The sequence below is a fragment of the Rhodococcus sp. NPDC006774 genome (assembly GCF_040636045.1).
GTDB lineage: Bacteria > Actinomycetota > Actinomycetes > Mycobacteriales > Mycobacteriaceae > Rhodococcoides.
On the sequence record NZ_JBEYIW010000002.1, the window covers coordinates 39,303 to 60,807 of the forward strand.

The window sequence follows — 21,505 nt, forward strand, 5'->3', positions numbered from 1 at the left end:
GCACGGATCCCCACGACCCGGAGCGAGCTTAGTCCTACCAGCGCGGGCAGGTGTTTTCGAAGCTCGAATCGATGCTCTGCATGTATCCGGTGTCGTCACGGTCGCGGATACCGCAGTCGAGGTACTGCTGATGCAGCGCCGCGAGCGCGTCCTCGTCGATCTCGACGCCGAGGCCGGGCCCGGTGGGAACTGCCACCGAGCCGTCGACGAAGTTCAACACCCCGGGTACGACGACGTCCTCGCTCTTCCACGGCCAGTGCGTGTCGCAGGCGTAGGTCAGGTTGGGCGTCGCCGCGGCGAGGTGAACCATGGCGGCCAGGCTGATTCCGAGGTGGCTGTTCGAGTGCATCGACAGACCCAGCTCGAAGGTGTCGCAGATGCCGGCGAGCAACCTCGATCGTTGTAGCCCGCCCCAGTAGTGGTGGTCGGACAACACCACCTGCACCGAGTCCTTCACCACCGCGGGCTTCAGATGATCGAAGGCGACGACGCACATGTTGGTCGCGAGAGGCATCTTCGCCTCGCGCGCGACCTCGGCCATCCCGTCGAGTCCCGGTGTCGGGTCCTCGAGATACTCGACGATGCCGTCGAGCTCGGCGGCGACACGGATGGACGTGTCGACCGTCCACGCCGCGTTGGGGTCCAGCCGGAGCGGTAGCTCCGGGAATGCCTCCCGGAGCGCCTTGATCCCGGCTATCTCCTCGTCGGGTGGAAATACGCCGCCCTTGACCTTGATGGCCTCGAAGCCGTACTCGTCGATCATCTTTCGGGCCTGGCGTACCAGGCCGGCCGGGTCGACGGCCTCGCCCCACTCGTCCGGTCGGCCACCGGGATGTGCTGCCCATTTGTAGAACAGGTACGCGCTGAACGGAACGGAGTCCCGAACCTTGCCCCCGAGCAGGTCCGACACCGGTCGCCCCAGCACCTTGCCCTGCACGTCCAGGCACGCGATCTCGAACGGCGAGAAGACGCGGTCGGTGGTACTGGCCGTGGTGATCATTCCCGCGACGCCGTCTCCGCCGGTGATGGACAGCGTCCCGAGTACCGTATCGACGGCATCTCGAATCTCGTTGAGTGCGAACACGTCCAGGCCGGTGATGGCCTGAGCCGCCGCGTCGAGACGAGCCAGATGCGCAGTGTCGGCGTAGGTCTCACCGAGTCCGACGACGCCGGCATCGGTGTCCAGCTGAATGATCGCGCGCAGTGCGTACGGCTGATGCACCCCGACTGTGTTGAGCAACGGAGGGTCCACGAAGGCGATCGGCGTGATCCGAGCGCCGGTGATCAGAACCGGATCCTGCATCAGCGCACCGCGAGCTCGTTCGCCAGCACGGCCCGGCCGGCGGCGACGATCGCGGTCAGTTCCTCGAGGTGCGGCGCACTGATGTCCACCAGCGGCGGGCGCACCGGTCCGGCCTCGATACCCTCCATCGTCACGCCTGCCTTGATGAGAGCGACGGCGTACCCGGGAACCTTGTCGCGTAGACGCACCAGTGGGTGGAAGAACTCGCGAAGCAGTGCAGCAGTGAGCTTCTCGTTGCCGCTGTCCAGAGACCGGTAGAACGCCAGCGCCAGCTCGGGAGCGAATGCGAACGTGGCCGAGGAGTACAGAGTGACACCGATGGCCCGGTACGCCTGTTGTGAGACCTCTGCGGTGGGCAGTCCGTTGAAGAACTGGAAGGGCTTGCCGGACGGCTCGAGTGCATCCAGTACTGCGCGGACGATCCGGCCGACCTGATCGAGATCGCCTGTGCCGTCCTTGAACCCGACGACGGTGGGCAGCTGCGCAACCTCGACGGCCGAGTCCTCGGTGAAACGAGCGTTGCCGCGGTTGTAGACGATCAACGGCAGATCGGACGCGGCGGCCACGGCCTTGGTGTAGTTGACCAGACCGGCCTGCGGCATCGTCACCAGGTACGGAGGTAGCAGCAGGATGCCGTCGGCTCCGTTGGTCTTCGCGCTCGCCGCGAACGCCTTTGCCTGCGCCACGGAACCGCCTGCGCCTGCGTACACCGGCACACGGCCCGCGACGACGTCGACTGCAGTGCGCACGATCTTGCCGAATTCCTCGCCTTCGAGGGCATGGAATTCGCCGGTGCCGCAGGCGATGAACACCCCACCGGGTCCGGCATCGACGCCCTTCGCGATGTGCGCGGCCAGCAGGTCGTAATCGACCTCACCGGAGGCGGTGAACGGGGTGACGGGGAAGAACAGGACTCCGTCGAGCATGGTGGTCTCCTCGGGAACTTGGTGGGGTGAGTCAGTCTTGGGTGAGCTGGCCGTCGATGCGGCGAAAGATTCCCTCTGGGTTGCCGTCGGCAATTGCAGTGGGCAGCAATGATTTCGGAACGTCCTGGTAAGAAACGGGACGCAGGAAGCGCTCGATGGCGAGAGATCCGACCGAGGTGGTGCGGGAATTGGAGGTGGCAGGGAAAGGGCCGCCGTGGACCATTGCGTGGCCCACCTCGACTCCGGTCGGCCATCCGTCGAACAGGATGCGGCCGGCCTTGAGTTCGAGAACCGAGAGGAGCTTGCCTGCCTCGGTGTGATCGTCCTCGTCGGCGTGAATCGTGGCGGTGAGCTGACCTTCGAGTAGCGCGGCGACGTCGCGAACCTGCTGCGCGTCGGTGCACCGAACGATGAGGCTCGACGCCCCGAACACCTCGGCCTGTGCGTCCTCGGAGGTCAGGAACGTATCGGCGTCGGTCTCGAACAGCGCTGCGCGGCAGGCGTTCGGAGCATCGGAGTCGGATCCTCGCGCGACCACAGTGACTGCTTCGGACAGCGTGGCGACGCCGTCCGCGTAGCTGGACGCGATGTTCGGGGTCAGCATCGTGGTGGGGGCGGATTCCTCTACCGCCGCCGTCGCTGCCTCGGTGAAGGACTGCAGTCCAGGGCTGTCCACGGCGATGACGAGACCGGGGTTGGTGCAGAACTGGCCCGAGCCCATCGTCAGCGATGCGACGAAGGCGCGGCCGAGCTCGGCTCCGCGGGTGGCGAGAGCGCCGTCCATGACGAACACCGGGTTGATGGAACTCATCTCGGCGTACACCGGGATCGGCTCACGACGACCGGCCGCGGCAGCGACGAGAGCAGTTCCACCCGAACGTGATCCGGTGAAGCCGACTGCCTTGATGCGAGGGTCGGTCACCAGAGCGGTGCCGAGTCCACGGCCGGAGCCGAACAGCAGAGAGAATGTGCCCGAGGGCATTCCGGTGGAAGACACCGCATCGGCGATCGCTCGACCGACCAGTTCGGACGTTCCCGGATGGGCATCGTGGGCCTTGACGACCACCGGGCATCCGGCTGCGAGAGCGGAGGCGGTGTCGCCGCCGGCGACGGAGAAGGCGAGCGGGAAGTTGCTGGCTCCGAACACTGCAACCGGGCCCAACGGAATCTGCCGCTGGCGGATGTCGGCGCGGGGGAGTGGCGTGCGATCGGGCTGGGCCGGATCGATACGGGCACCGTTCCAACTGCCCTCGCGCAGAACGGAAGCGAACAGACGGAGTTGGCCGGTGGTGCGGCCGACCTCGCCGGTGATGCGGGCCAACGGAAGTCCTGACTCGGCGACGGCGCGCTCGATCAGCGTGTCGCCGAGAGCCGCGATGTTGTCGGCGATGGTCTCGAGGAACTGAGCGCGGGTCTCCGAGGACGTGGCCCGGTAATCGGCGAACGCCTCGGCCGCTGCGGCACAAGCTTTTTCGACGTCGGCATTGTCGCCGTGTCCGTAGGCAGGGTCGAGGTTAGCGCCGGTGCTGGGGTCGATTCCGTGAATCTGCGTACCGCCACCGAAGACCGGGACGCCGGCGATGATCATCCGGCCGGTGAGGTGGGTGGACTGTGTCGTCGACGCTGTCATGGGGTGACTCCTAAGGCTGTGGTGCGGTACGTACGCTGACGCCGAGGCGTGACCTGGCTCATAGCTCACCACGGTAGAAGGCCGATCGATACATGTCCAAGTCTAAAAATGTCGCATTTGATTCAGTCTCGGTATCGATCTCACTGCCAGGACTGATGCGCTCTCGGTGTCGTTACCGATGCCACTACTGCATCGGTCGATGCGCAGATGGTCTTGGACAGGAATCGATCGACAGCCCTACTGTCGTCTGTGAGCCGAGTCACCAGAAGTATGTGAGAAAGGTCGGGCATGAACGTCCACACCAGCACACCCGTCGTAGCCGAGATGCGTGTCATTCCGATCGCGGGTCACGACGACATGCTGCTGAACCTCAGCGGAGCCCACGCCCCGTACTTCACCCGCAATCTGGTGGTGCTCACCGATTCGGACGGGCGCATCGGCGTCGGTGAAGTGCCGGGAGGAGAGGCGATTCGGCAGACTCTCGAGGATGCGCGGGTACTCGTCGAGGGCCAGGGCATCGGTCGGTACAACGCTGTGCTGGCCGACATGCGCCGCACGTTCGCGGATCGTGATGCCGGAGGCCGCGGAGCGCAGACCTTCGATCTGCGGATCGCGATTCACGCTGTGACCGCGGTGGAATCGGCATTGTTGGATCTGCTCGGCCAGCATCTCGGCGTCAGTGTTGCAGCACTGTTGGGTGACGGACAGCAGCGCGAGAAGGTTCAGGCTCTGGGCTACCTGTTCTTCGTCGCCGATCGGACCAAGACCGACCTCGCGTACCGCAGTGCAGCCGACGAGGCCGCCGGAGCAGACGACTGGATGCGTATCAGGCACGAGGAGGCCATGGATCCCGAGTCGATCGTGCGCCTCGCCGAGGCGGCGCAGGCACGCTACGGCTTCCAGGACTTCAAGCTCAAGGGGGGTGCGCTGCCCGCCGCCGAGGAGGCCGCCGCGGTACGTGCTCTGGCCGAGCGATTCCCCGAGGCTCGAATCACGTTGGATCCCAACGGTGGTTGGTTGCTGAAGGACGCGATCGAGACGTGTCGTGGCCTGCGGGATGTCCTGGCCTACGCCGAAGACCCCGTCGGCCCGGAGGGCGGATTCTCCGGCCGAGAAGTGATGACCGAGTTCAAGCGCGCCACCGGGTTGCAGACCGCGACCAACATGATCGCCACCGACTGGCGCGAGATGGGCCACACCATCCGATCCGGTGCGGTGGACATCCCACTCGCCGACCCGCACTTCTGGACGATGGCCGGTTCTGTCCGTGTCGCGCAGCTGTGCGATGCGTGGGGTCTGACGTGGGGTTCGCACTCCAACAACCACTTCGACATCTCGCTGGCCATGTTCACACACGTGGCCGCGTCCGCTCCGGGGACGATCACGGCCATCGATACGCACTGGATCTGGCAGGACGGACAGCGAGTGACCAAGGAGCCGTTCACGATCGAGGATGGCTACCTCACCGTGCCCGACAAGCCGGGTCTGGGTGTCGAACTCGACTTCGAGCAGATCGACGCGGCGCACGAGTTGTACCAGAAGGAAGGTCTCGGTTCCCGCGACGACGCCATCGGTATGCAGTATCTGATCGAGGGGTGGACGTTCGACAGCAAGCGGCCGGCTCTGGTCCGCTGATGAAGATCGTCGTCGGCGATCGAAATGTGCTGCCCCATCGGGAGCAGTTCGAGGCGGACCTGCCAGCCGATGCCGAGGTGGTCTGGTGCGTGCCGTTCGACGAGAGCCGGGTCATCGACGAACTTGCCGATGCGGACGTCTACGTCGGTGGGAAGTTCAGCGCGGCCATGGGCAGCGGTGCACCGAAGCTACGCATGGTGCACGTTGCCGGTGCCGGAACGGACAACGTCGATCGCTCCGGATTGGGCCCCGATGTGCAGGTGTGCAACACCTTTCACCACGAACAGTCGATTGCCGAGTACGTGGTGGCAGCAACGGTAATGCTGCGCCGACAGTTTCTGCTACAGGATCGGGCACTGCGCGAGGGGCGGTTCGCGACCGCCGTCTACGACCCGAGCATCCCGCAACCGTTGTCGCTGAGCGGTGCCCGCATCGGCTTCGTCGGCTTCGGACACATCGGTCGGCGAACCTGGCAGCTGTTTCAGGCGTACGGGGCGACCGGTGCTGCGGTCACCGGAAGCGGGCGGGCTCCGGATGAGGGACTCCAATGGGTCTCGGATGCGGGGGATTTGACGAGGCTCGCCGATTTCGCGGATGTTCTCGTGGTCTCCGCACCGCTGAACGAGCACACGCGCGGGATGATCGGTGCCGACGAGCTGAGCAGACTCGGTCGCGACGGGGTACTCGTCAATGTCGGTCGTGGACCCTTGGTACAAGAGCAGCCACTGTTCGACGCGTTGTCTTCCCGCAAGATTGCCGCTGCCGCAATCGATGTCTGGTACCAGTACCCCGGGCCGGACGGCGTGGGAGAACCGAGTGTGTTGCCGTTCCGCGATCTCGACAATGTGCTGATGACGCCCCACTCGTCGGGCGTCACGCATCATACGTTCGTGGGACGGGTCGCGGATATCGCGTCGAACATCGATGCTCTGGCGGCATCGATCAATCGATAATTGGTGTTGGACCCACATCGATCGCCGAAATATTCTGTGAGACAGAGTAAATCGACGATCCCAGGAGCCCGTGATGACCATCGCCACAGAAAAACCGACAAGCGGCCTCACTGCCCCCGATGCGGCAATCATGGCACTGGCTCCCGGTGTCGCAAGTATCGATCGTATCGCCGAAGTCACGCTGTCCTCGATCGTGTTACCGCTGAAGAATCCGATCAGCGACGCCAAGGTGCTCACCGGCCGGCAGAAGGCGATGACCGAGGTGGTGTTCCTGTTCGCCGAGATTCGTACCGAACAGGGGCATGAGGGAATCGGTTTCGGATACTCCAAGCGCGCCGGCGGGCCCGCCCAATTTGCGCATGCCCAGGAGATCGCCCCAGTTCTCATCGGCGAGGACCCGAACGATATCGGCAAGATCTGGACCAAGCTCGTGTGGGCCGGAGCGTCGGTGGGCCGGAGCGGTGTTGCGACGCAGGCGATTGCCGCGATCGACATCGCGCTGTGGGATCTAAAAGCCAAGCGGGCGGGGTTGCCGCTGGCCAAACTGATCGGCTCGGCGCGCGATTCGGTGCAGACGTACAACACCTCGGGTGGTTTTCTGCACACTCCCATCGAGGAGGTCATGGAGAACGCCGCCATCTCCCTGGCCAACGGCATCGGCGGTATCAAACTGAAAGTGGGCCAACCGGATTGGCGTACCGATATCGCCCGCGTCACCGCGGTCCGTGAATTCCTCGGTGACGATGTCCCGCTGATGGTGGACGCCAATCAGCAGTGGGACCGCCCGACGGCGCAGCGCATGGGCCGAATCCTGGAGCAATTCGACCTCGTGTGGATAGAGGAACCCCTCGACGCGTACGACGCCGAGGGGCATGCCCAGCTCGCTCGTAGCCTGGATACCTCGATCGCAACGGGAGAGATGCTGGCGAGCGTCGGCGAGCACGTCCGCCTCATCGAGGCCGGCTCGGTCGACATTCTGCAACCCGACGCTCCCCGCATCGGCGGGATCACGCAATTCCTGAAGTTGGCCACGCTGGCAGAGCACCACAATCTGCAACTCGCCCCGCACTTCGCCATGGAGATCCATCTGCACCTCGCGGCGGTGTATCCACTGCAGACGTGGGTGGAGCACTTCGACTGGCTGGACCCGCTGTTCGACGAGCATCTCGAGACCCGAGACGGGCGTATGCATCTGTCTGCACGTCCGGGACTGGGCTTCACGTTGAGCGAGCAGGGTCGGGCCTGGACAGTGGCGAGGGTGGTGGTGCGCTAGCTGGTACCAGCCGCAGTCACATAGGAATGATGCGGCGCATGAGCGATCTGGCTGCGGCGACGACGAGCTGCCGATTGTGCGTGTGCACGAACTCGAATCGTCGATCCGCGTCGGCGCAGTCGGTGTCGCCCAGATCGCGGGCGATGAGCGCCGAGAAATAGTGCTGACCGACCGCCGTGATCGTCCACTCTCGAGTGAACTCCTCCGTGGGATCGAGATCTGCTCCGCGCACACCCGGTGCAGGTGCCCCTCCCAAGCCGACGCCGACGGCCGCGACGAATGCGTGCTTGGTGGCCAGCAAGGCGTATTGCTCGGCGACAGGCGGGCTGAACCATCGGGAATGCTGGAAAGTGGACATGAGGGCCAGCGAATCGTTGGTATCGCGGGCGTAGTCCTCGATCTGGCGGGAGATGGCGCGGATGAAGGCTTTGGTTCCGATCGACGGAGCCACGAGCTCGAAGAGATCCGATGGCAGGTTCGGGACCAGACCGGAGTTCGAAACGGGTTCGCTCAGAATCGACAGCGCACCCGGTGCCGTCCGCACCGACTCGGGCAGCGGACCGGGCTTTCCGAACAGCCAGCCCTGGCCCAGTACCGCCCCGAGTGAGTGAGCGCGGGCGAGGTGTTCGTCATTTTCGATGCCCTCTGCCAGAACAGTCGCCCCGGTCGCCTCGGAATGCGCTCGTACCGCGGCGATCACGCGCGCCTGCGCTCGATTCGGATCTTGCTGGACCAACGAACGGTCGAGCTTGATGATGTCCGGTGCGACGAATTCGAGCATGGTCACCGTGTCCGGATGCACTCTGATGTCGTCGAGAGCGATGCGGCATCCTGCCCGCCGACCGTCGGCAACCACGGCCAACAACACTGCGGGATCGGCCAGCAGTGACCTCTCTGTCAGCTCGAGCACCACGGAGAATCGGCCCTCGGCCGATGCGAACACGCGCTTGGCGGCGTCGGGCGGTCCGGTCGCGGTGTGGGGTTCCACGTTGACGAACAAACACAGTTCCTGTGCCATCCCTGCAGCGAGTGCTGCGTCGACCGCGCTTGTGCGACAAGCCCAATCGAGCTCGTCCACCACACCCAGATCTGCGGCCGTCGAAAACACGGAATCCAGGTCCAATTGGGGCCACTCGGGCCACCGCGCCAGAGCCTCGTACCCGAGGACGGTTCCGGTGCCGAGTTCGACCACGGGTTGGAATACCGGTCGGACAGCGCTCACATCGGCGAGGGCAGAGGAAATCGCCTCGTGCGAGGAACGCTCGCGCACAGCGTCGTCCGGCATGAAGGTGTCTTTCTTCGCGATCGAACAATAGATTTTCAGCTCGTTTTCGACGTTACCCGCCCTGCGCGAGTTCGGCCCGGGGACGTGCAGATCACCACTGGGTGGGTCTCGCGCCGTAGGCACTGCGCGGTCGGATGCCGCCCGGGGCCCATGGGAGTGCAGCTTGCGGAACGACCCGCGGGCTTTGCCACACCACTGCGCGAGGTGCACAGTACTGTTTCTCGGGTGACAGACGCTCACCAGGCATCGCGATGGGCCGCGATCTTCAGGCCGACGCCGGTCCGGGTCATGGCCACAGGCTTCGCGCTCGCCATTGCGATAGGTGCGGGCGTGCTGTCGCTGCCTGCGGCCACCGTTCCCGGCAGTGAGACCGGGTTTCTGCAGTCGTTGTTCACGTCGACCTCCGCCGTCAGTCTGACGGGTCTGATCGTGGTGGACACCCCGGTGTACTGGTCGGGTTTCGGGCAGGGCGTGATTCTCGGCCTGATCCAGATCGGTGGGTTCGGGATCATGACGATCGCGTCCCTCGTCGGGCTGGTCCTGGCCGATCGAATAGGTCTGCGCGGCAGGCTCAATGCGGCTGCAGAGGTACGTACATCGGGTCTGGGCGATGTCCGAAGCGTCGTGGTCGGGGTGTTCCGTACCAGTCTGATCATCGAGAGCGTCGTCGCGATCGCCCTCGCGGCGCGGTTCTTTCTCGGATACGACGAGCCTCTCGGGCGCGCACTCTGGCTGGGGATCTTCCATGCGGTCTCCGCGTTCAACAACGCCGGCTTCGCCCTGTTCAGCGACAACATGATCGGGTTCGCCACCGATCCGTGGATCTGCATTCCACTGTTGATTGCGGTCGTGTTGGGCGGCATCGGATTTCCGGTTCTCTTCGAGATCGCCCGCCACCTCCGCGCACGTGCCTGCGGCGTTCGGGCACGCAAGAGATGGTCACTGCACACTCGGCTGACCTTGACCGTCACCGGCGTTCTTCTGGTGCTCGGGCCGACGGTGGTGATGTTGTTCGAGTGGTCGAGAACGCTGGGTGGATTCGGCTTCTGGGACAAGATGCTCGTCGCGACGTTCCAGGGCGTCATGCCTCGAACCGCAGGATTCAACAGTGTCGACTACGCCGATGTCGACAACGCGACCCTGTTGGTCACCGATGTCCTGATGTTCATCGGCGGCGGCAGCGGCGGCACGGCGGGTGGCATCAAAGTCACCACCTTCGCGCTCCTTCTGTTCGTCATCCTGGCCGAGATCCGCGGAGACCGGGAAGTGACGGTGTTCGATCGTCGGATCGACGCGCGCGTGCAGCGTCAGGCGTTGACGGTGGCACTGATCGGCGTCGCGTTGGTCATGCTCCCGGTCGTCGCGTTGTTGGCGGGCACGAACTTCGACCTCGACGTCCTCCTGTTCGAGGTCGTCTCCGCGTTCGCCACCGTAGGCCTGTCCACCGGCATCACCGCACAGTTGCCCGGGTGGGGGCAGGTGATCCTGATCGTTCTGATGTACCTGGGCCGCATCGGATCCATCACTCTGGTCAGTGCCCTTGCCGCCCGCGACCGCGGTCGGCGCTACACGCTCCCCACGGAAAGGCCGTTCATTGGCTAGGAAACCATCCTCCGACGTCGTCGTGGTTCTCGGGCTCGGCCGTTTCGGCAAGTCGCTGGCACTGGAACTGATGGGCCAGGGAGTCGAGGTGCTCGGCATCGACAGCGACGAGGCCGTAGTACAACGCGTGGCAGACCGTTTGACGCATGCTGTGGTGGCCGATACCACCGACGAGGAGTCTCTTCGGCAATTGTCGGTGCACGAGTACGACCGTGCAGTCGTGGGCATCGGGTCCAATCTCGAAGCCAGCCTGCTCACTGCATCGGCTCTGGTGAATCTGTCGATGTCGACGATCTGGGCCAAGGCTCTGAGCAACGCGCACGCCAAGATTCTCACCCAGATCGGCGTGCACCATGTGGTGCGGCCCGAGCACGACATGGGCAAGCGCGTCGCCCACCTGGTGCGCGGTCGGATGATGGACTACATCGAATTCGACGACGGTTTCGCCATGATCAAGACTTCTCCGCCCGCCTCCATCATCGGAAAGAAGTTGGGCGAAAGCGGGATACGCACCAAGCATCGTGTCACCGTCGTCGCGGTCAAGCGTCAGGGCGAAGGATTCACCTACGCCACGGCCGACACGGTGATCGGCGCGGGCGATACCGTCATCGTCTCCGGTCAGGTTCGAGACGCCGAACGATTCAGTGAGTCGACCTGAGCGATTCCAGCGTCGCGCGTGCTCCCTGCTCCTGCAGAGACGACAGTTGTTTCGTGTACTCGGCGACGAACCGCTCGTTGTCGATCAGATCCCCGAACACCGCGCGGTTGGCAATGAACGCCGTCGGATTCTCACGCTGACTCTGCGCGATCGGCACCAGTGAATCCTTCAACTGGTCGACGATCTCGATGGGATCGCCGGACTCGTCGACGGCCTCGGCGTAGCGAGCCCAACTGGCCACCACTGCGGTGGAGCGGGTGATGTCACCGCCGGTCTCGAGATTCTTGCGGATGACAGGCAAGAGCCACTTGGGAATTCGGTCGGAGGACTCGGCACACAGGCGGGCGACGGTATCGCGAATCTCGGGGTTGGAGAACCTCTCGATCAACGTCCGCTTGTAGTCGGTCAGATCGATTCCGGGGACCGGCTGCAGCGTCGGGGTTGCCTCCTCGTCCATGTAGGCGAGCAGGAAGTCCGCGAACAGCGAATCCTGGCACACCTCGTGGACGAGGCGATAGCCACTGAGATAGCCGAAGTACGCGAGCGCCTGATGGCTGGCATTGAGCAACCGCAGCTTCATCAGCTCGTAGGGGGTGACATCCTCGACCACCTGCACGCCCACCTCTTCCAGCGGCGGACGGCCGAGGGTGAAGTTGTCCTCGAGGACCCACTGTGTGAACGGCTCGCCCGCGACGGGCCATTGGTCGTCGATGGCGTATCGAAGCGAAAGCTGTTCGGTCACTTCCGGTGTCGTGACCGGCGTGATGCGATCGACCATCGAATTGGGGAACGCGCCTTCGGCTTGGATCCAGTCGGCCAACTCCGGGTCCTTCAGGCGCGCGAACGTCGTGAACGTCGACTGCGCCATATGACCGTTGCCCTCGATGTTGTCGCAGGACATGATGGTGAACGGGGTCATGCCACGCTCCTTGCGCCGAGCCAACGCCTCGATGACCAGTCCGAATGTCGTTGCGGGAACTGCGCCGTCGGCGAGGTCGGCGACGATGGCCGGATTGTCCGCGTCGAACTCGCCCGTCGTCGCGGAGAAGTTGTAGCCACCCTCGGTGATGGTGAGCGAGACGATCTTCGTCGTGTCGGCGGCCATCTTCTCGATCACGGCCTCGGCGTCGTCCGGTGCGAACAGGTACTCGACGATGGAACCGATGACGCGGGTGTCCCACGTGCCGTCGGAATGCTTGAGCGCCAACGTGTACAGGCAGTCCTGTGCCTGCATGACGTCGTTCATTCGACGGTCACCGGGCAGCACCCCCACACCGCAGATTCCCCAGTCCAGCGCCTGCCCCTGCTGCATCAGACGGTCGATGTACATCGCCTGGTGGGCACGATGGAAGCCGCCGACACCGAAATGCACGATGCCCGCCGTCACCTCGGATCGGTCGTACGTCGGAACTGCGACGTCCTCGATGAAGTCGGCGAGGTTCTGCGAGTTCAACTTCATGCGTTCGTCTCCTTCGAAAGTCCTGGGATCACTACGGCTTTGATGCTTCCGGGTTGCCTGTCGGCGTTCAACGCATCCTCGACGCCCTCTAGTCCGAAGCGCGCCGTCACCATCGCGTCGAGATCCACCATGCCCGACGCCACCAGCGCGCGTGCGATCGGCCATGTGTTGGCGTATCGAAAGACGCCGGTGAGCAGCAATTCTCGGTTCTGGATCCGCGAGATCGGCAGCGGGTAGTCCGATCCGCCCATGCCGACGAGGACGACCGTTCCTGCGGGACGTACCGCGTGGATGCCGTCGATCACGGCTCGGGCCGCACCGGATGCGTCGATGAAGGCGTCGACCGTCAGGGAGCGCACGTCCTCGGCCGTGGGGTCGAGGACGCGAGTCGCGCCGAACTTCGCCGCGTTGGCGCGGCGGGACGCGTCGATGTCGGTGACGATCACTTCGGTGGCTCCGAATGCGCGCGCGACCTGAGCGGTGACGAGCCCGACGGGGCCCGCCCCCGCGATGAGCACACTCGATCCCGCGGAGATACGTGCCTTCTGGGCCGATGCGATGCCGACCGACAGCGGCTCGAAGAGGGCTGCGGCCTCGTCGGAGATGTCGTCGGGGACGTCGTGGGCGAAGGTCGATTGGATCAGTACGTACTCCGCGAGCGCTCCGTCGATGGGCGGCGTCGCGAAGAACTCCATGGCCGGGCACAGGTTGTAGCGGCCGGCGCGAGACTGAGCGCTGGTGGGATCGGGGCGCTGCGGCTCGATGGACACTCGCTGTCCGACGCGGGTGTCGGAGACGTCGGTGCCCACGGCCACGATGACGCCCGCTGCCTCGTGTCCGAGTACGAGGGGACCGTCGACCACGTAGTCGCCGATGTGTCCCTCGCGGTAGTAGTGCGCGTCGGAACCGCACACCCCGACTGCTGTGACCTGCACGAGGACCTCGTCGTGCGCGGGCGTGGGGACGGGCCGTTCTTCGAGTCGTATCTCCTGCACTCCGGTCAGGACGCTGGCCTGCATGGACTGTGGCACGGGTCGCTGGTGGCGAGGGGGTGTTGTGTAGATCACACCTTAATGTTAGCTTAGTGAGCAGATGAACACGAGCTGAGCATCTGCTCACAACTTGGGGAGGCGACATGGATGGATCGTCATCCGGTCCAGCGGGGTCGAAGTCTCCGCGGTCGGGAGAGGACCTCCGCTTGGCGCTGCGCGCCGCCACCATGTATCACCTCGAAGGCGCGACGCAGGCCGAGATCGCCGTGAAGCTCGGCGTCTCGCGCCCGACGGCGGGACGGCTGGTCGCTCGTGCCCGCACCCAGGGTCTCGTCACCATCGAGATCAACGTTCCCGACGATCTGCAGGGCACCGTCCACGCCGACGTCGAGCGTGAACTCGAGGCTCGCTATGGGCTGACCGAGGTACTCGTCGTATCGGACGTCATCGACGGCACGGACGCCGGCTACGGGTCGCTGGGTCGCGCAGCGGCGACGTTGCTCTCGCGTCGCCTCAAGGATCAGGACGTTCTCGGCTTCACCTGGGGGCCCGAAACGGTTGCGGTGGCCAGCTCGCTCAAGACCAGATCCACCAAATGTGCTGCGGTGGTGCAACTCGACGGTTCCATCACCTCGGCCGATTACCAGACCGGTGTGGAGTACACACTCGGACGCTGCGCTGCGTACCTGCAGGCGACACCCGTCAGGCTCAATGCGCCGCTGTATGCCGATCAGGCGACAGTGGTTGCGTTGGAGCAGGATTCCGTGATCTCGCGTGCCCTCAAGGCCGGGACCGATGCCGATGTGATGATGTACGGCATCGGTCCCGTTTCCACGTCCACCACGTTGTTCGAGGGCAGCTTCATCGACCTCGAGGTGCTCGACGAACTGCGTCGCCTCGGTGCGGTCGGTGAGATCGGCGGACGGTTCTACGACGCAGACGGCAAGGACACCGGAGGATCGCTCCCCGGCCGAACCGTGTCGGTGGGGCTCGACGCCATCAGGGCCTGTGATCGGGCCGTGCTCGTCACCGGCGGAAAACGAAAACACGAAGCGCTGCTCGGTGCGTTGCGGGGTGGACTGGCCTCGATCCTGGTCACCGATATCGAAAGTGCACGTTGGCTCGTTGCGCAAGCTCCGGCAACGGCGACCTCCAATGGAAAGGTATTTCAGTGAGGGTTCTACCGAAAGTGGTTGTCGCGAGCTCACTCGCGACGACCTTGGTGCTGTCCGGATGTGCCGGCGCCGGCTCGTTCGGCGGTGACGGTGACGGTACGACGATCACCGTCGCGATCGTCTCGAATTCACAGATGTCCGACGCCATTTCGCTTGCGCCCGAGTTCGAGGCGGAGAACCCTGGCATCAATCTGAAGTTCGTGTCGCTGTCGGAGAACGAGGCCCGGGCCAAGATCACGGCCTCGGTCGCGACGGGTGGCGGCGAGTTCGACGTGGTGATGATCAGCAACTTCGAGACCCCGCAGTGGGCCGAGAATGGCTGGCTCACCAACCTTTCCGAGTACGCGGACGCCACGCCGGGGTACGACGAGGACGACTTCATCCCGACGTTGAAGGAATCGCTGTCGTACGAGGGCAGCATGTACTCGGTGCCGTTCTACGGTGAATCCTCGTTCCTGATGTACCGCAAGGATCTGATGGAGGCCGCGGGCATCACGATGCCGGCGGAGCCGACGTGGCAGCAGGTGGCAGACGCCGCGGCCGCACTCGACAGCCCCGGCCTGTCCGGAATCTGCCTGCGCGGCAAGCCCGGCTGGGGTGAGGTGCTCGCGCCGCTCGACACGGTCATCAACGCGTTCGGCGGCCGCTGGTACGACGAGAACTGGAATGCCCAGCTGAACAGTCCCGAGGTACGCGAAGCCGTCCAGTTCTACGTCGACACCGTGCGCGAGCACGGTCAGGCCGGCGCGGCCACCAGCGGCTTCAGTGAGTGCGGAACGCAACTCTCGCAGGGCAACACGGCAATGTGGTACGACGCCACCTCGGCTGTCTCGGTACTCGAGGATCCGTCGTCGAGCAACGTCGTCGGGCAGATCGGTTATGCCAAGGCCCCGTCGGCGGCCAAGGGCGACAACGGTTGGCTGTACTCCTGGGCGCTGGGCATTCCCCAGACCAGCGAGGCTCCCGACGAGGCGTGGAAGTTCGTCTCGTGGATGACCAGCAAGGAGTACCTGAACAAGGTCGGAAACGAACTCGGTTGGGAGCGTGTGCCTCCCGGAAGTCGTCTCTCGACCTACGAGATTCCCGAGTACGCGGAGGCGGCGGCTGCCTACGGTCAGCTGACCCTCGACTCCATCGACAGTGCCGACCCGAACAACCCCACCGTGGACCCGGTTCCGTACACCGGAGTCCAGTTCCTGACCATTCCGGAGTTCCAGGACCTCGGTACCCGGGTCAGCCAGCAGATCAGCGCCGCGATCGCCGGACAGATCAGCGTCGACGAGGCGCTCGACCAAGCGCAGCAATACGCCGAAGTGGTCGGCAAGACGTATCAGGAGGACCAGGGATGACCACCACCGAAGAACGGACGGCTCCGGCCGAACCGGAGAAGTTCGTACCGCGACCGAGAACGATCTCCAAGGCCGAGGGCTGGCGTCGACGCGGACCGCTGTTGCCGGCGTTGGTGTTCGCCATCATCGTCACCCAGATCCCGTTCCTGTTCACGCTGTACTACTCGACGCAGTCCTGGAACCTCGTTCGTCCGGGGTCGCGTGAGTTCAACGGACTGAACAACTACATCGACGTCTTCCGCGACAGCCAGTTCCGCGAGGTCGCGATGAACACCGTGATCATGATCGTCGGAACCGTGATCATCTCGGTGGTCCTCGGTCTGGCGCTCGCGCTGCTGCTCGATCGAAAGTTCATCGGGCGCAGTCTGATCCGTACACTGCTGATCACCCCGTTCCTCGTCACCCCGGTCGCCGGTGCGCTGATCTGGAAGACGACGATGTTCGATCCCGTCTTCGGTCTGATCAACTTCGCTCTGAGTCCGTTCGGAGTCGGTGAGATCGACTGGGTTTCGCGGTTCCCGCTGGCCGCGGTCATGACGAACCTGGTGTGGCAGTGGACGCCGTTCATGATGCTGCTGATTCTCGCCGGGTTGCAGTCCATGCCCAAGGACATCGCCGAGGCCGCACGCGTCGATGGCGCAGGCCCGTTCAAGCTCTTCCGTGAGCTGACGTTGCCGCACCTGCGCCGGTTCATCGAACTGGGCACGGTTCTCGGTGCCATCTACCTCGTCAACACCTTCGACGCCGTCTACATGATGACCTCCGGTGGACCGGGAGTCGCGTCGGCCAACCTCCCGTTCTACATCTACCAACGTGCCTTCCTCGGCTTCGACATCGGTCAAGCCGCGGCCATGGGCGTCGTCACCGTGGTGGCAACCATCGTCCTCAGCACTCTGGCGCTGAGATTGATCTTCAAGAGCTTCAGCGCAAACGAGGAGGCGGCGTGATGAGCACGGCAACCACGAGCAAGAAGAAGGCCGTCGCGCAGACCTCCGACGGGCAGGAAATTCGCAAGAAGAGCAAGTGGGGCCCGGGCACGATCTGGTCCTTCGTCGCCTGGGTGGCCGGTATCGCATTCTTCTTCCCGGTGCTCTGGATGGTGATCACCGGCTTCAAGCAGGAGGCCGATGCGTACTCCAACCCGCCGAAGCTGATCTTCACCCCCACCCTCGATCAGTACCGGGGTGTCCTCGACAGTGGTATCGGAACGACCCTGCTGAACTCGGCGTTCGCGACGATCGTCTCGACGATTCTCGTTCTGCTACTGGGTGTTCCGGCAGCGTTCGCCTTGTCACTGCGGCCCGTCAAGAAGACCCAGGACGTGCTGTTCTTCTTCATCTCCACCAAGATGCTGCCCGTCGTGGCCGTCATCGTTCCGCTGTACGTCATCGTCGGCGACATCGGCATGCTCGACAACATCTGGGCACTGGTGATCCTCTACACCGCGATGAATCTGCCGATCGCCGTGTGGATGATGCGCTCGTTCTTCATGGAGGTGCCGTCGGAACTGCTCGAAGCCGCCAGTATGGACGGTGCGTCGTTGTGGACGTCGGTCCGCGAGGTGATCCTGCCGCTCGTCTCTCCCGGTATCGCGGCGACGTCGTTGATCTGCGTGATCTTCTCGTGGAACGAGTTCTTCTTCGCGGTCAATCTCACTGCTGTTCAGGCCCAGACGATTCCGGTGTACCTCGTCGGATTCATCACCGGCCAGGGCCTGTACTGGGCCCAGCTGTCCGCCGCTGCGACGTTCGCAGCACTCCCCGTCGTCCTTGCCGGATGGTTCGCGCAGAACAAGCTCGTGCGCGGCCTGTCCTTCGGCGCCATCAAATAGGAGAAAGTCTCATGGCTGCAATCACGTACAAGAAGGCATCCTGCGTCTACGAAGGTGCCGATTCGCTCGCCGTCGATTCCCTCGACCTCGAGATCGAGGACGGCGAGTTCGTCGTCCTGGTCGGACCGTCCGGCTCCGGCAAGTCCACCGCCCTGCGCATGCTCGCCGGTCTCGAGGAGATCGACGGTGGCGCAATCGAAATCGGCGGCAAGAACATGGTGGGCGTTCCGTCCAAGGACCGCGACATCGCCATGGTCTTCCAGAACTACGCGCTCTACCCCAACAAGACCGTCGGGGAGAACATGGGCTTTGCGCTCAAGATGCGCGGAGTGAGCCTCGAGAAGCGTCAGGCGCGCGTCGCGGAAGCTGCCCGTCTGCTCGATCTCACGGAGTACCTCGACCGCAAGCCCGGCAAGCTCTCGGGCGGCCAGCGTCAGCGAGTTGCCATGGGCCGGGCCATCGTTCGTGAGCCGCAGGTGTTCTGCATGGACGAGCCGCTGTCCAACCTCGACGCCAAGCTGCGGGTGCAGACTCGTACGCAGATCGCGGCGTTGCAGCGCAGGCTCGGCACCACGACGGTCTACGTCACCCACGATCAGGTCGAGGCCATGACGATGGGCGACCGCGTCGCGGTGCTGCGCGGTGGCAAGCTGCAGCAGTTCGCCTCTCCCACAGACCTGTACGACAATCCTGTCAATGCTTTCGTCGCAGGATTCATCGGGTCCCCGGCAATGAACCTGATGACGGTACCCATCGGCTCCGGTGGCGTCCAGATCGGTAAGTTCCTGCTCCCGCTCGAGCGCGACGAGCTGACCAAGCTCGCGAGCCTGGGTATCGACGAGGTCACCATCGGAATGCGGCCCGAGAACCTCGGCATCGTCCACGGCGGCGGCGAGGGCTTCGAGGGCAAGGTCGATCTCATCGAGGAGTTGGGCAGCGAGTCCTACGTCTACGCGCACCTCGACGACCCGAAGGTCAAGGGACTCGACGGGGGACCGGTGTCGTTGGTTGCGCGTTCGGCAGTGCGTGCCCCGGCGAGGATCGGTGAAAGCATCGGCCTGACGCGCCTCGACGGTGCGATCCACCTCTTCCACCCGGAAACGGGGGAGCGCATCTAACGCGGTCGGTACGGGGCTTTCCGGGAGAGGATCAGTGCCTTCAGAAGGGCGACACCCCAGAGCAGGAAGATGCCGTCGAAGAACAGGTGCCCGTACTTGACGCTTCGGTTCTCGTCCGAGGCGATGAGGCCGATCACCGCGCCGACGAACGACGCTCCGCCCCACAGGATCAGCAGCACAGAGCCGGGCCAGGATATGCCGAGGATCGACGACGGCAGCCGGGTCCGGTTCTGTGCTGCCAGGCGCGGCCGGTTCATGTATGCGAGAGCGGGAAGAATTGCCGCGCCGAGTTTGACCAGCGCAAGTGCCAGCAGTGCCGTCTTCGCGGTCTGCGGTTCGGTGTCGACCCATTCTGTTGCGAAGGAACCGACGGAGCTGAGCATCCACCGCCCGCCTGCGGCCCAATAGCCGGAAAACGCGGCGTGGACTATCCCGAGTGCACATGCGATCGCGAAGTATCTGACGGCCACGGTGACCGAGGGTAGCCGAGGTCGCACCCCCGTTCGGGGGTAGCGAGAGGCCGTGCGCGTCCCCTAGCTTGGTGGTGATGGGCATCACACGCGCAGGAGGAAACATGGCCGAATCGGCACACACGGCATTCAGGAATGCACGCGATCTGTTACTCGACGCCTACGGCGAGTACGACCGTGCAGTGGCATCTTTCGAATGGCCGTCGTTCGGTGAGACGTTCAACTGGGCGATCGATTGGTTCGATGCGATCGCGCGGGGCAACGATGGCACCGCGCTGTGGATAGTCGAGGAGGACGGCAGCGAGGCCAAGTACAGCTTCGACGACATCGCTCGTCGCTCGGACCAGGTTGCCCGCTGGCTGGAGCAGCAGGGAATCGGCCGCGGCGACTCGGTGATCCTGATGCTCGGCAACCAGGTGGAGCTGTGGGAAGCGATGCTCGCGGTGATGAAGCTGGGCGCGGTCCTGATGCCGACCACCACTGCCATCGGATCCGCAGATCTGACCGATCGCGTCGTACGCGGCAATGCACGCGCAGTGATCGTGAACCCCTCGGACACCGGCAAATTCGACGACGTCCCCGGTGACTACCTGCGTATCGCCACGTCCGCGTGTGATGGTTGGGTCGACTATGCCGAGGCTCGCTCCGTCGAGGCCGTACCGTTCGAGTCCGTGACGGCTCCCACCGACCGCCTTCTCATGTACTTCACCTCCGGTACCACCAGCAAGCCCAAGCTCGTCGAGCACACTCAGATCTCCTATCCCGTAGGGCATCTGAGCACCATGTACTTCCTCGGGCTACGCCCGGGCGACGTACACCTGAACATCAGCTCGCCCGGGTGGGCCAAGCACGCGTGGAGTTGCTTCTTCGCCCCGTGGATCGCCGAGGCGACCATCTTCATCTACAACTACGGCAGATTCGACGCGAAAGCGTTGCTCGAACAGATCCGACGGGCCGAGGTGACGACGTTCTGCGCGCCGCCGACGGTGTGGCGCATGCTGATTCAAGCCGATCTCGCCGGTGGCGGTGGTTCGCTACGCGAGGCCATCGGAGCCGGTGAGCCGCTCAACCCCGAGGTGATCTCGCGGGTCCAGCAGGAGTGGGGCCTGAACATCCGCGACGGGTTCGGCCAGACGGAAACCACTGCGCTGGTTGCCAATACGCCGGGTGCGGTACTCAAGTCCGGCTCGATGGGGAGGCCGCTGCCGGGCGTTCCGGTGGTGATCGTCGACCCCACCACCGGCGAACTCGCCGACGAGGGCGAAATCTGCCTCGACCTGGCCCAGAAGCCGTTCAACCTGATGACCGGCTATCTCGGTGACCCCGAACGCAACGCCGCCGTGATGGCCGACGGGTACTACCACACCGGCGACGTGGCATCACGGGACTCCGAGGGCTACATCACCTACGTCGGCCGCACCGACGACGTGTTCAAGGCCTCGGATTACAAGATCTCCCCGTTCGAGCTCGAAAGCGTGTTGATCGAACACCCCGCCGTTGCCGAAGCCGCGGTGGTGCCGGCCCCCGACGAGACGCGACTGGCCGTTCCGAAGGCATACGTGGCGCTGGCGTCGGGCTGGGAACCCAACGAGGACACTGCATTCGAGATCCTCAAGTACGCCCGCGAGCACCTGGCACCGTTCCTGCGTGTGCGCCGAATCGAGTTCTTCGAGCTACCGAAAACGATCTCCGGCAAGATCCGCCGAGTGGAGTTGCGCGCCCGCGAGGACGCGGCGGTCGGACCGCTGGAGACCGAGTGGCGCGACGACCAGTTTCCTGCGCTGAAGAGGTGATGTGGCTGTCCACTATGTGCTGCGTGAGGCGGGATTCCGATTCTCGAGGCGAA

General features: G+C 64.3%; 18 protein-coding genes. 11 read left to right on the forward strand and 7 right to left on the reverse strand.

Translation table 11 applies throughout. The features are described from left to right. Window positions 1-34 precede the first annotated feature (34 nt). The 3 genes from ABZ677_RS03235 to ABZ677_RS03245 are packed head-to-tail and all read right to left on the reverse strand — an operon-like array spanning window position 35 to window position 3,859. Window positions 35-1,306, reverse strand: a complete 1,272-nt coding sequence (locus tag ABZ677_RS03235; RefSeq protein WP_358367202.1) for a glucarate dehydratase family protein — start codon at window positions 1,304-1,306, stop codon at window positions 35-37. Beyond that, window positions 1,303-2,229 carry a 5-dehydro-4-deoxyglucarate dehydratase gene (locus ABZ677_RS03240; protein ID WP_358366584.1) on the reverse strand — a complete coding sequence of 309 codons (927 nt, stop codon included), beginning with the start codon at window positions 2,227-2,229 and terminating at the stop codon, window positions 1,303-1,305. Before ABZ677_RS03240 ends, ABZ677_RS03235 begins: the two co-directional genes overlap by 4 nt. A gap of 31 nt (window positions 2,230-2,260) precedes the next feature. Continuing rightward, window positions 2,261-3,859 (reverse strand): aldehyde dehydrogenase (NADP(+)), encoded by a 1,599-nt coding sequence (locus ABZ677_RS03245; protein ID WP_358366585.1) that lies wholly within the window; start codon window positions 3,857-3,859, stop codon window positions 2,261-2,263. A gap of 288 nt (window positions 3,860-4,147) precedes the next feature. Between ABZ677_RS03245 and ABZ677_RS03250 the strand changes: the two genes are divergently transcribed. From ABZ677_RS03250 to ABZ677_RS03260, 3 genes are all read left to right on the forward strand, one after another. Next, a complete protein-coding gene (locus ABZ677_RS03250) occupies window positions 4,148-5,494 on the forward strand; it encodes an enolase C-terminal domain-like protein (protein ID WP_358366587.1) in 1,347 nt (448 codons plus the stop codon). After that, window positions 5,494-6,447: a 2-hydroxyacid dehydrogenase gene (locus ABZ677_RS03255; protein ID WP_358366588.1), complete on the forward strand. Its 954-nt coding sequence runs from the start codon at window positions 5,494-5,496 to the stop codon at window positions 6,445-6,447. Before ABZ677_RS03250 ends, ABZ677_RS03255 begins: the two co-directional genes overlap by 1 nt. Before the next feature lie 73 nt (window positions 6,448-6,520). Continuing rightward, window positions 6,521-7,720 (forward strand): mandelate racemase/muconate lactonizing enzyme family protein, encoded by a 1,200-nt coding sequence (locus ABZ677_RS03260; RefSeq protein WP_358366590.1) that lies wholly within the window; start codon window positions 6,521-6,523, stop codon window positions 7,718-7,720. A gap of 16 nt (window positions 7,721-7,736) precedes the next feature. Here the strand turns inward: ABZ677_RS03260 and ABZ677_RS03265 are convergent, their stop codons facing one another. Continuing rightward, window positions 7,737-9,005, reverse strand: coding sequence for an EAL domain-containing protein (locus ABZ677_RS03265; protein WP_358366592.1), 1,269 nt, complete (start codon window positions 9,003-9,005; stop codon window positions 7,737-7,739). Window positions 9,006-9,293: 288 nt separating this feature from the next. On the opposite strand from ABZ677_RS03265, the gene ABZ677_RS03270 reads away from it, so the two are divergent. Both ABZ677_RS03270 and ABZ677_RS03275 read left to right on the forward strand, forming a co-directional pair. Next, on the forward strand, window positions 9,294-10,607 hold the full coding sequence (locus ABZ677_RS03270) for a potassium transporter TrkG (RefSeq protein WP_358367205.1): 1,314 nt from the start codon (window positions 9,294-9,296) through the stop codon (window positions 10,605-10,607). Next, on the forward strand, window positions 10,600-11,265 hold the full coding sequence (locus ABZ677_RS03275; RefSeq protein ID WP_037196024.1) for a TrkA family potassium uptake protein: 666 nt from the start codon (window positions 10,600-10,602) through the stop codon (window positions 11,263-11,265). The genes ABZ677_RS03270 and ABZ677_RS03275 overlap by 8 nt, the downstream gene beginning before the upstream one ends. Here the strand turns inward: ABZ677_RS03275 and ABZ677_RS03280 are convergent. Next, the gene (locus tag ABZ677_RS03280) at window positions 11,249-12,724 is read right to left on the reverse strand and encodes a mannitol dehydrogenase family protein (protein WP_358366594.1); all 1,476 of its coding nucleotides are present in this window, start codon (window positions 12,722-12,724) and stop codon (window positions 11,249-11,251) included. The genes ABZ677_RS03275 and ABZ677_RS03280 overlap by 17 nt on opposite strands. Then, entirely contained in the window at window positions 12,721-13,743 is a 1,023-nt protein-coding gene (locus ABZ677_RS03285) for an NAD(P)-dependent alcohol dehydrogenase (RefSeq protein ID WP_037196018.1), read from the reverse strand. Before ABZ677_RS03285 ends, ABZ677_RS03280 begins: the two co-directional genes overlap by 4 nt. 116 nt (window positions 13,744-13,859) lie before the next feature. On the opposite strand from ABZ677_RS03285, the gene ABZ677_RS03290 reads away from it, so the two are divergent. From ABZ677_RS03290 to ABZ677_RS03310, 5 genes are read left to right on the forward strand one after another with little or no spacing between them, the layout of a single operon-like run. After that, window positions 13,860-14,891: a sugar-binding domain-containing protein gene (locus ABZ677_RS03290; protein ID WP_037196016.1), complete on the forward strand. Its 1,032-nt coding sequence runs from the start codon at window positions 13,860-13,862 to the stop codon at window positions 14,889-14,891. After that, window positions 14,888-16,240 (forward strand): sugar ABC transporter substrate-binding protein, encoded by a 1,353-nt coding sequence (locus ABZ677_RS03295; protein WP_230596525.1) that lies wholly within the window; start codon window positions 14,888-14,890, stop codon window positions 16,238-16,240. The genes ABZ677_RS03290 and ABZ677_RS03295 overlap by 4 nt, the downstream gene beginning before the upstream one ends. After that, on the forward strand, window positions 16,237-17,187 hold the full coding sequence (locus ABZ677_RS03300) for a sugar ABC transporter permease (protein WP_037196012.1): 951 nt from the start codon (window positions 16,237-16,239) through the stop codon (window positions 17,185-17,187). The genes ABZ677_RS03295 and ABZ677_RS03300 overlap by 4 nt, the downstream gene beginning before the upstream one ends. After that, window positions 17,187-18,071 (forward strand): carbohydrate ABC transporter permease, encoded by an 885-nt coding sequence (locus ABZ677_RS03305; protein WP_037196010.1) that lies wholly within the window; start codon window positions 17,187-17,189, stop codon window positions 18,069-18,071. Before ABZ677_RS03300 ends, ABZ677_RS03305 begins: the two co-directional genes overlap by 1 nt. 11 nt (window positions 18,072-18,082) lie before the next feature. Beyond that, entirely contained in the window at window positions 18,083-19,189 is a 1,107-nt protein-coding gene (locus tag ABZ677_RS03310) for an ATP-binding cassette domain-containing protein (RefSeq protein ID WP_037196008.1), read from the forward strand. Here ABZ677_RS03310 and ABZ677_RS03315 read toward each other — a convergent pair. Beyond that, the gene (locus tag ABZ677_RS03315) at window positions 19,186-19,659 is read right to left on the reverse strand and encodes a DUF3995 domain-containing protein (protein ID WP_358366597.1); all 474 of its coding nucleotides are present in this window, start codon (window positions 19,657-19,659) and stop codon (window positions 19,186-19,188) included. The genes ABZ677_RS03310 and ABZ677_RS03315 overlap by 4 nt on opposite strands. A 104-nt stretch (window positions 19,660-19,763) precedes the next feature. Between ABZ677_RS03315 and ABZ677_RS03320 the strand changes: the two genes are divergently transcribed. Then, on the forward strand, window positions 19,764-21,452 hold the full coding sequence (locus ABZ677_RS03320; RefSeq protein ID WP_094635355.1) for an AMP-binding protein: 1,689 nt from the start codon (window positions 19,764-19,766) through the stop codon (window positions 21,450-21,452). Window positions 21,453-21,505 lie beyond the last annotated feature (53 nt).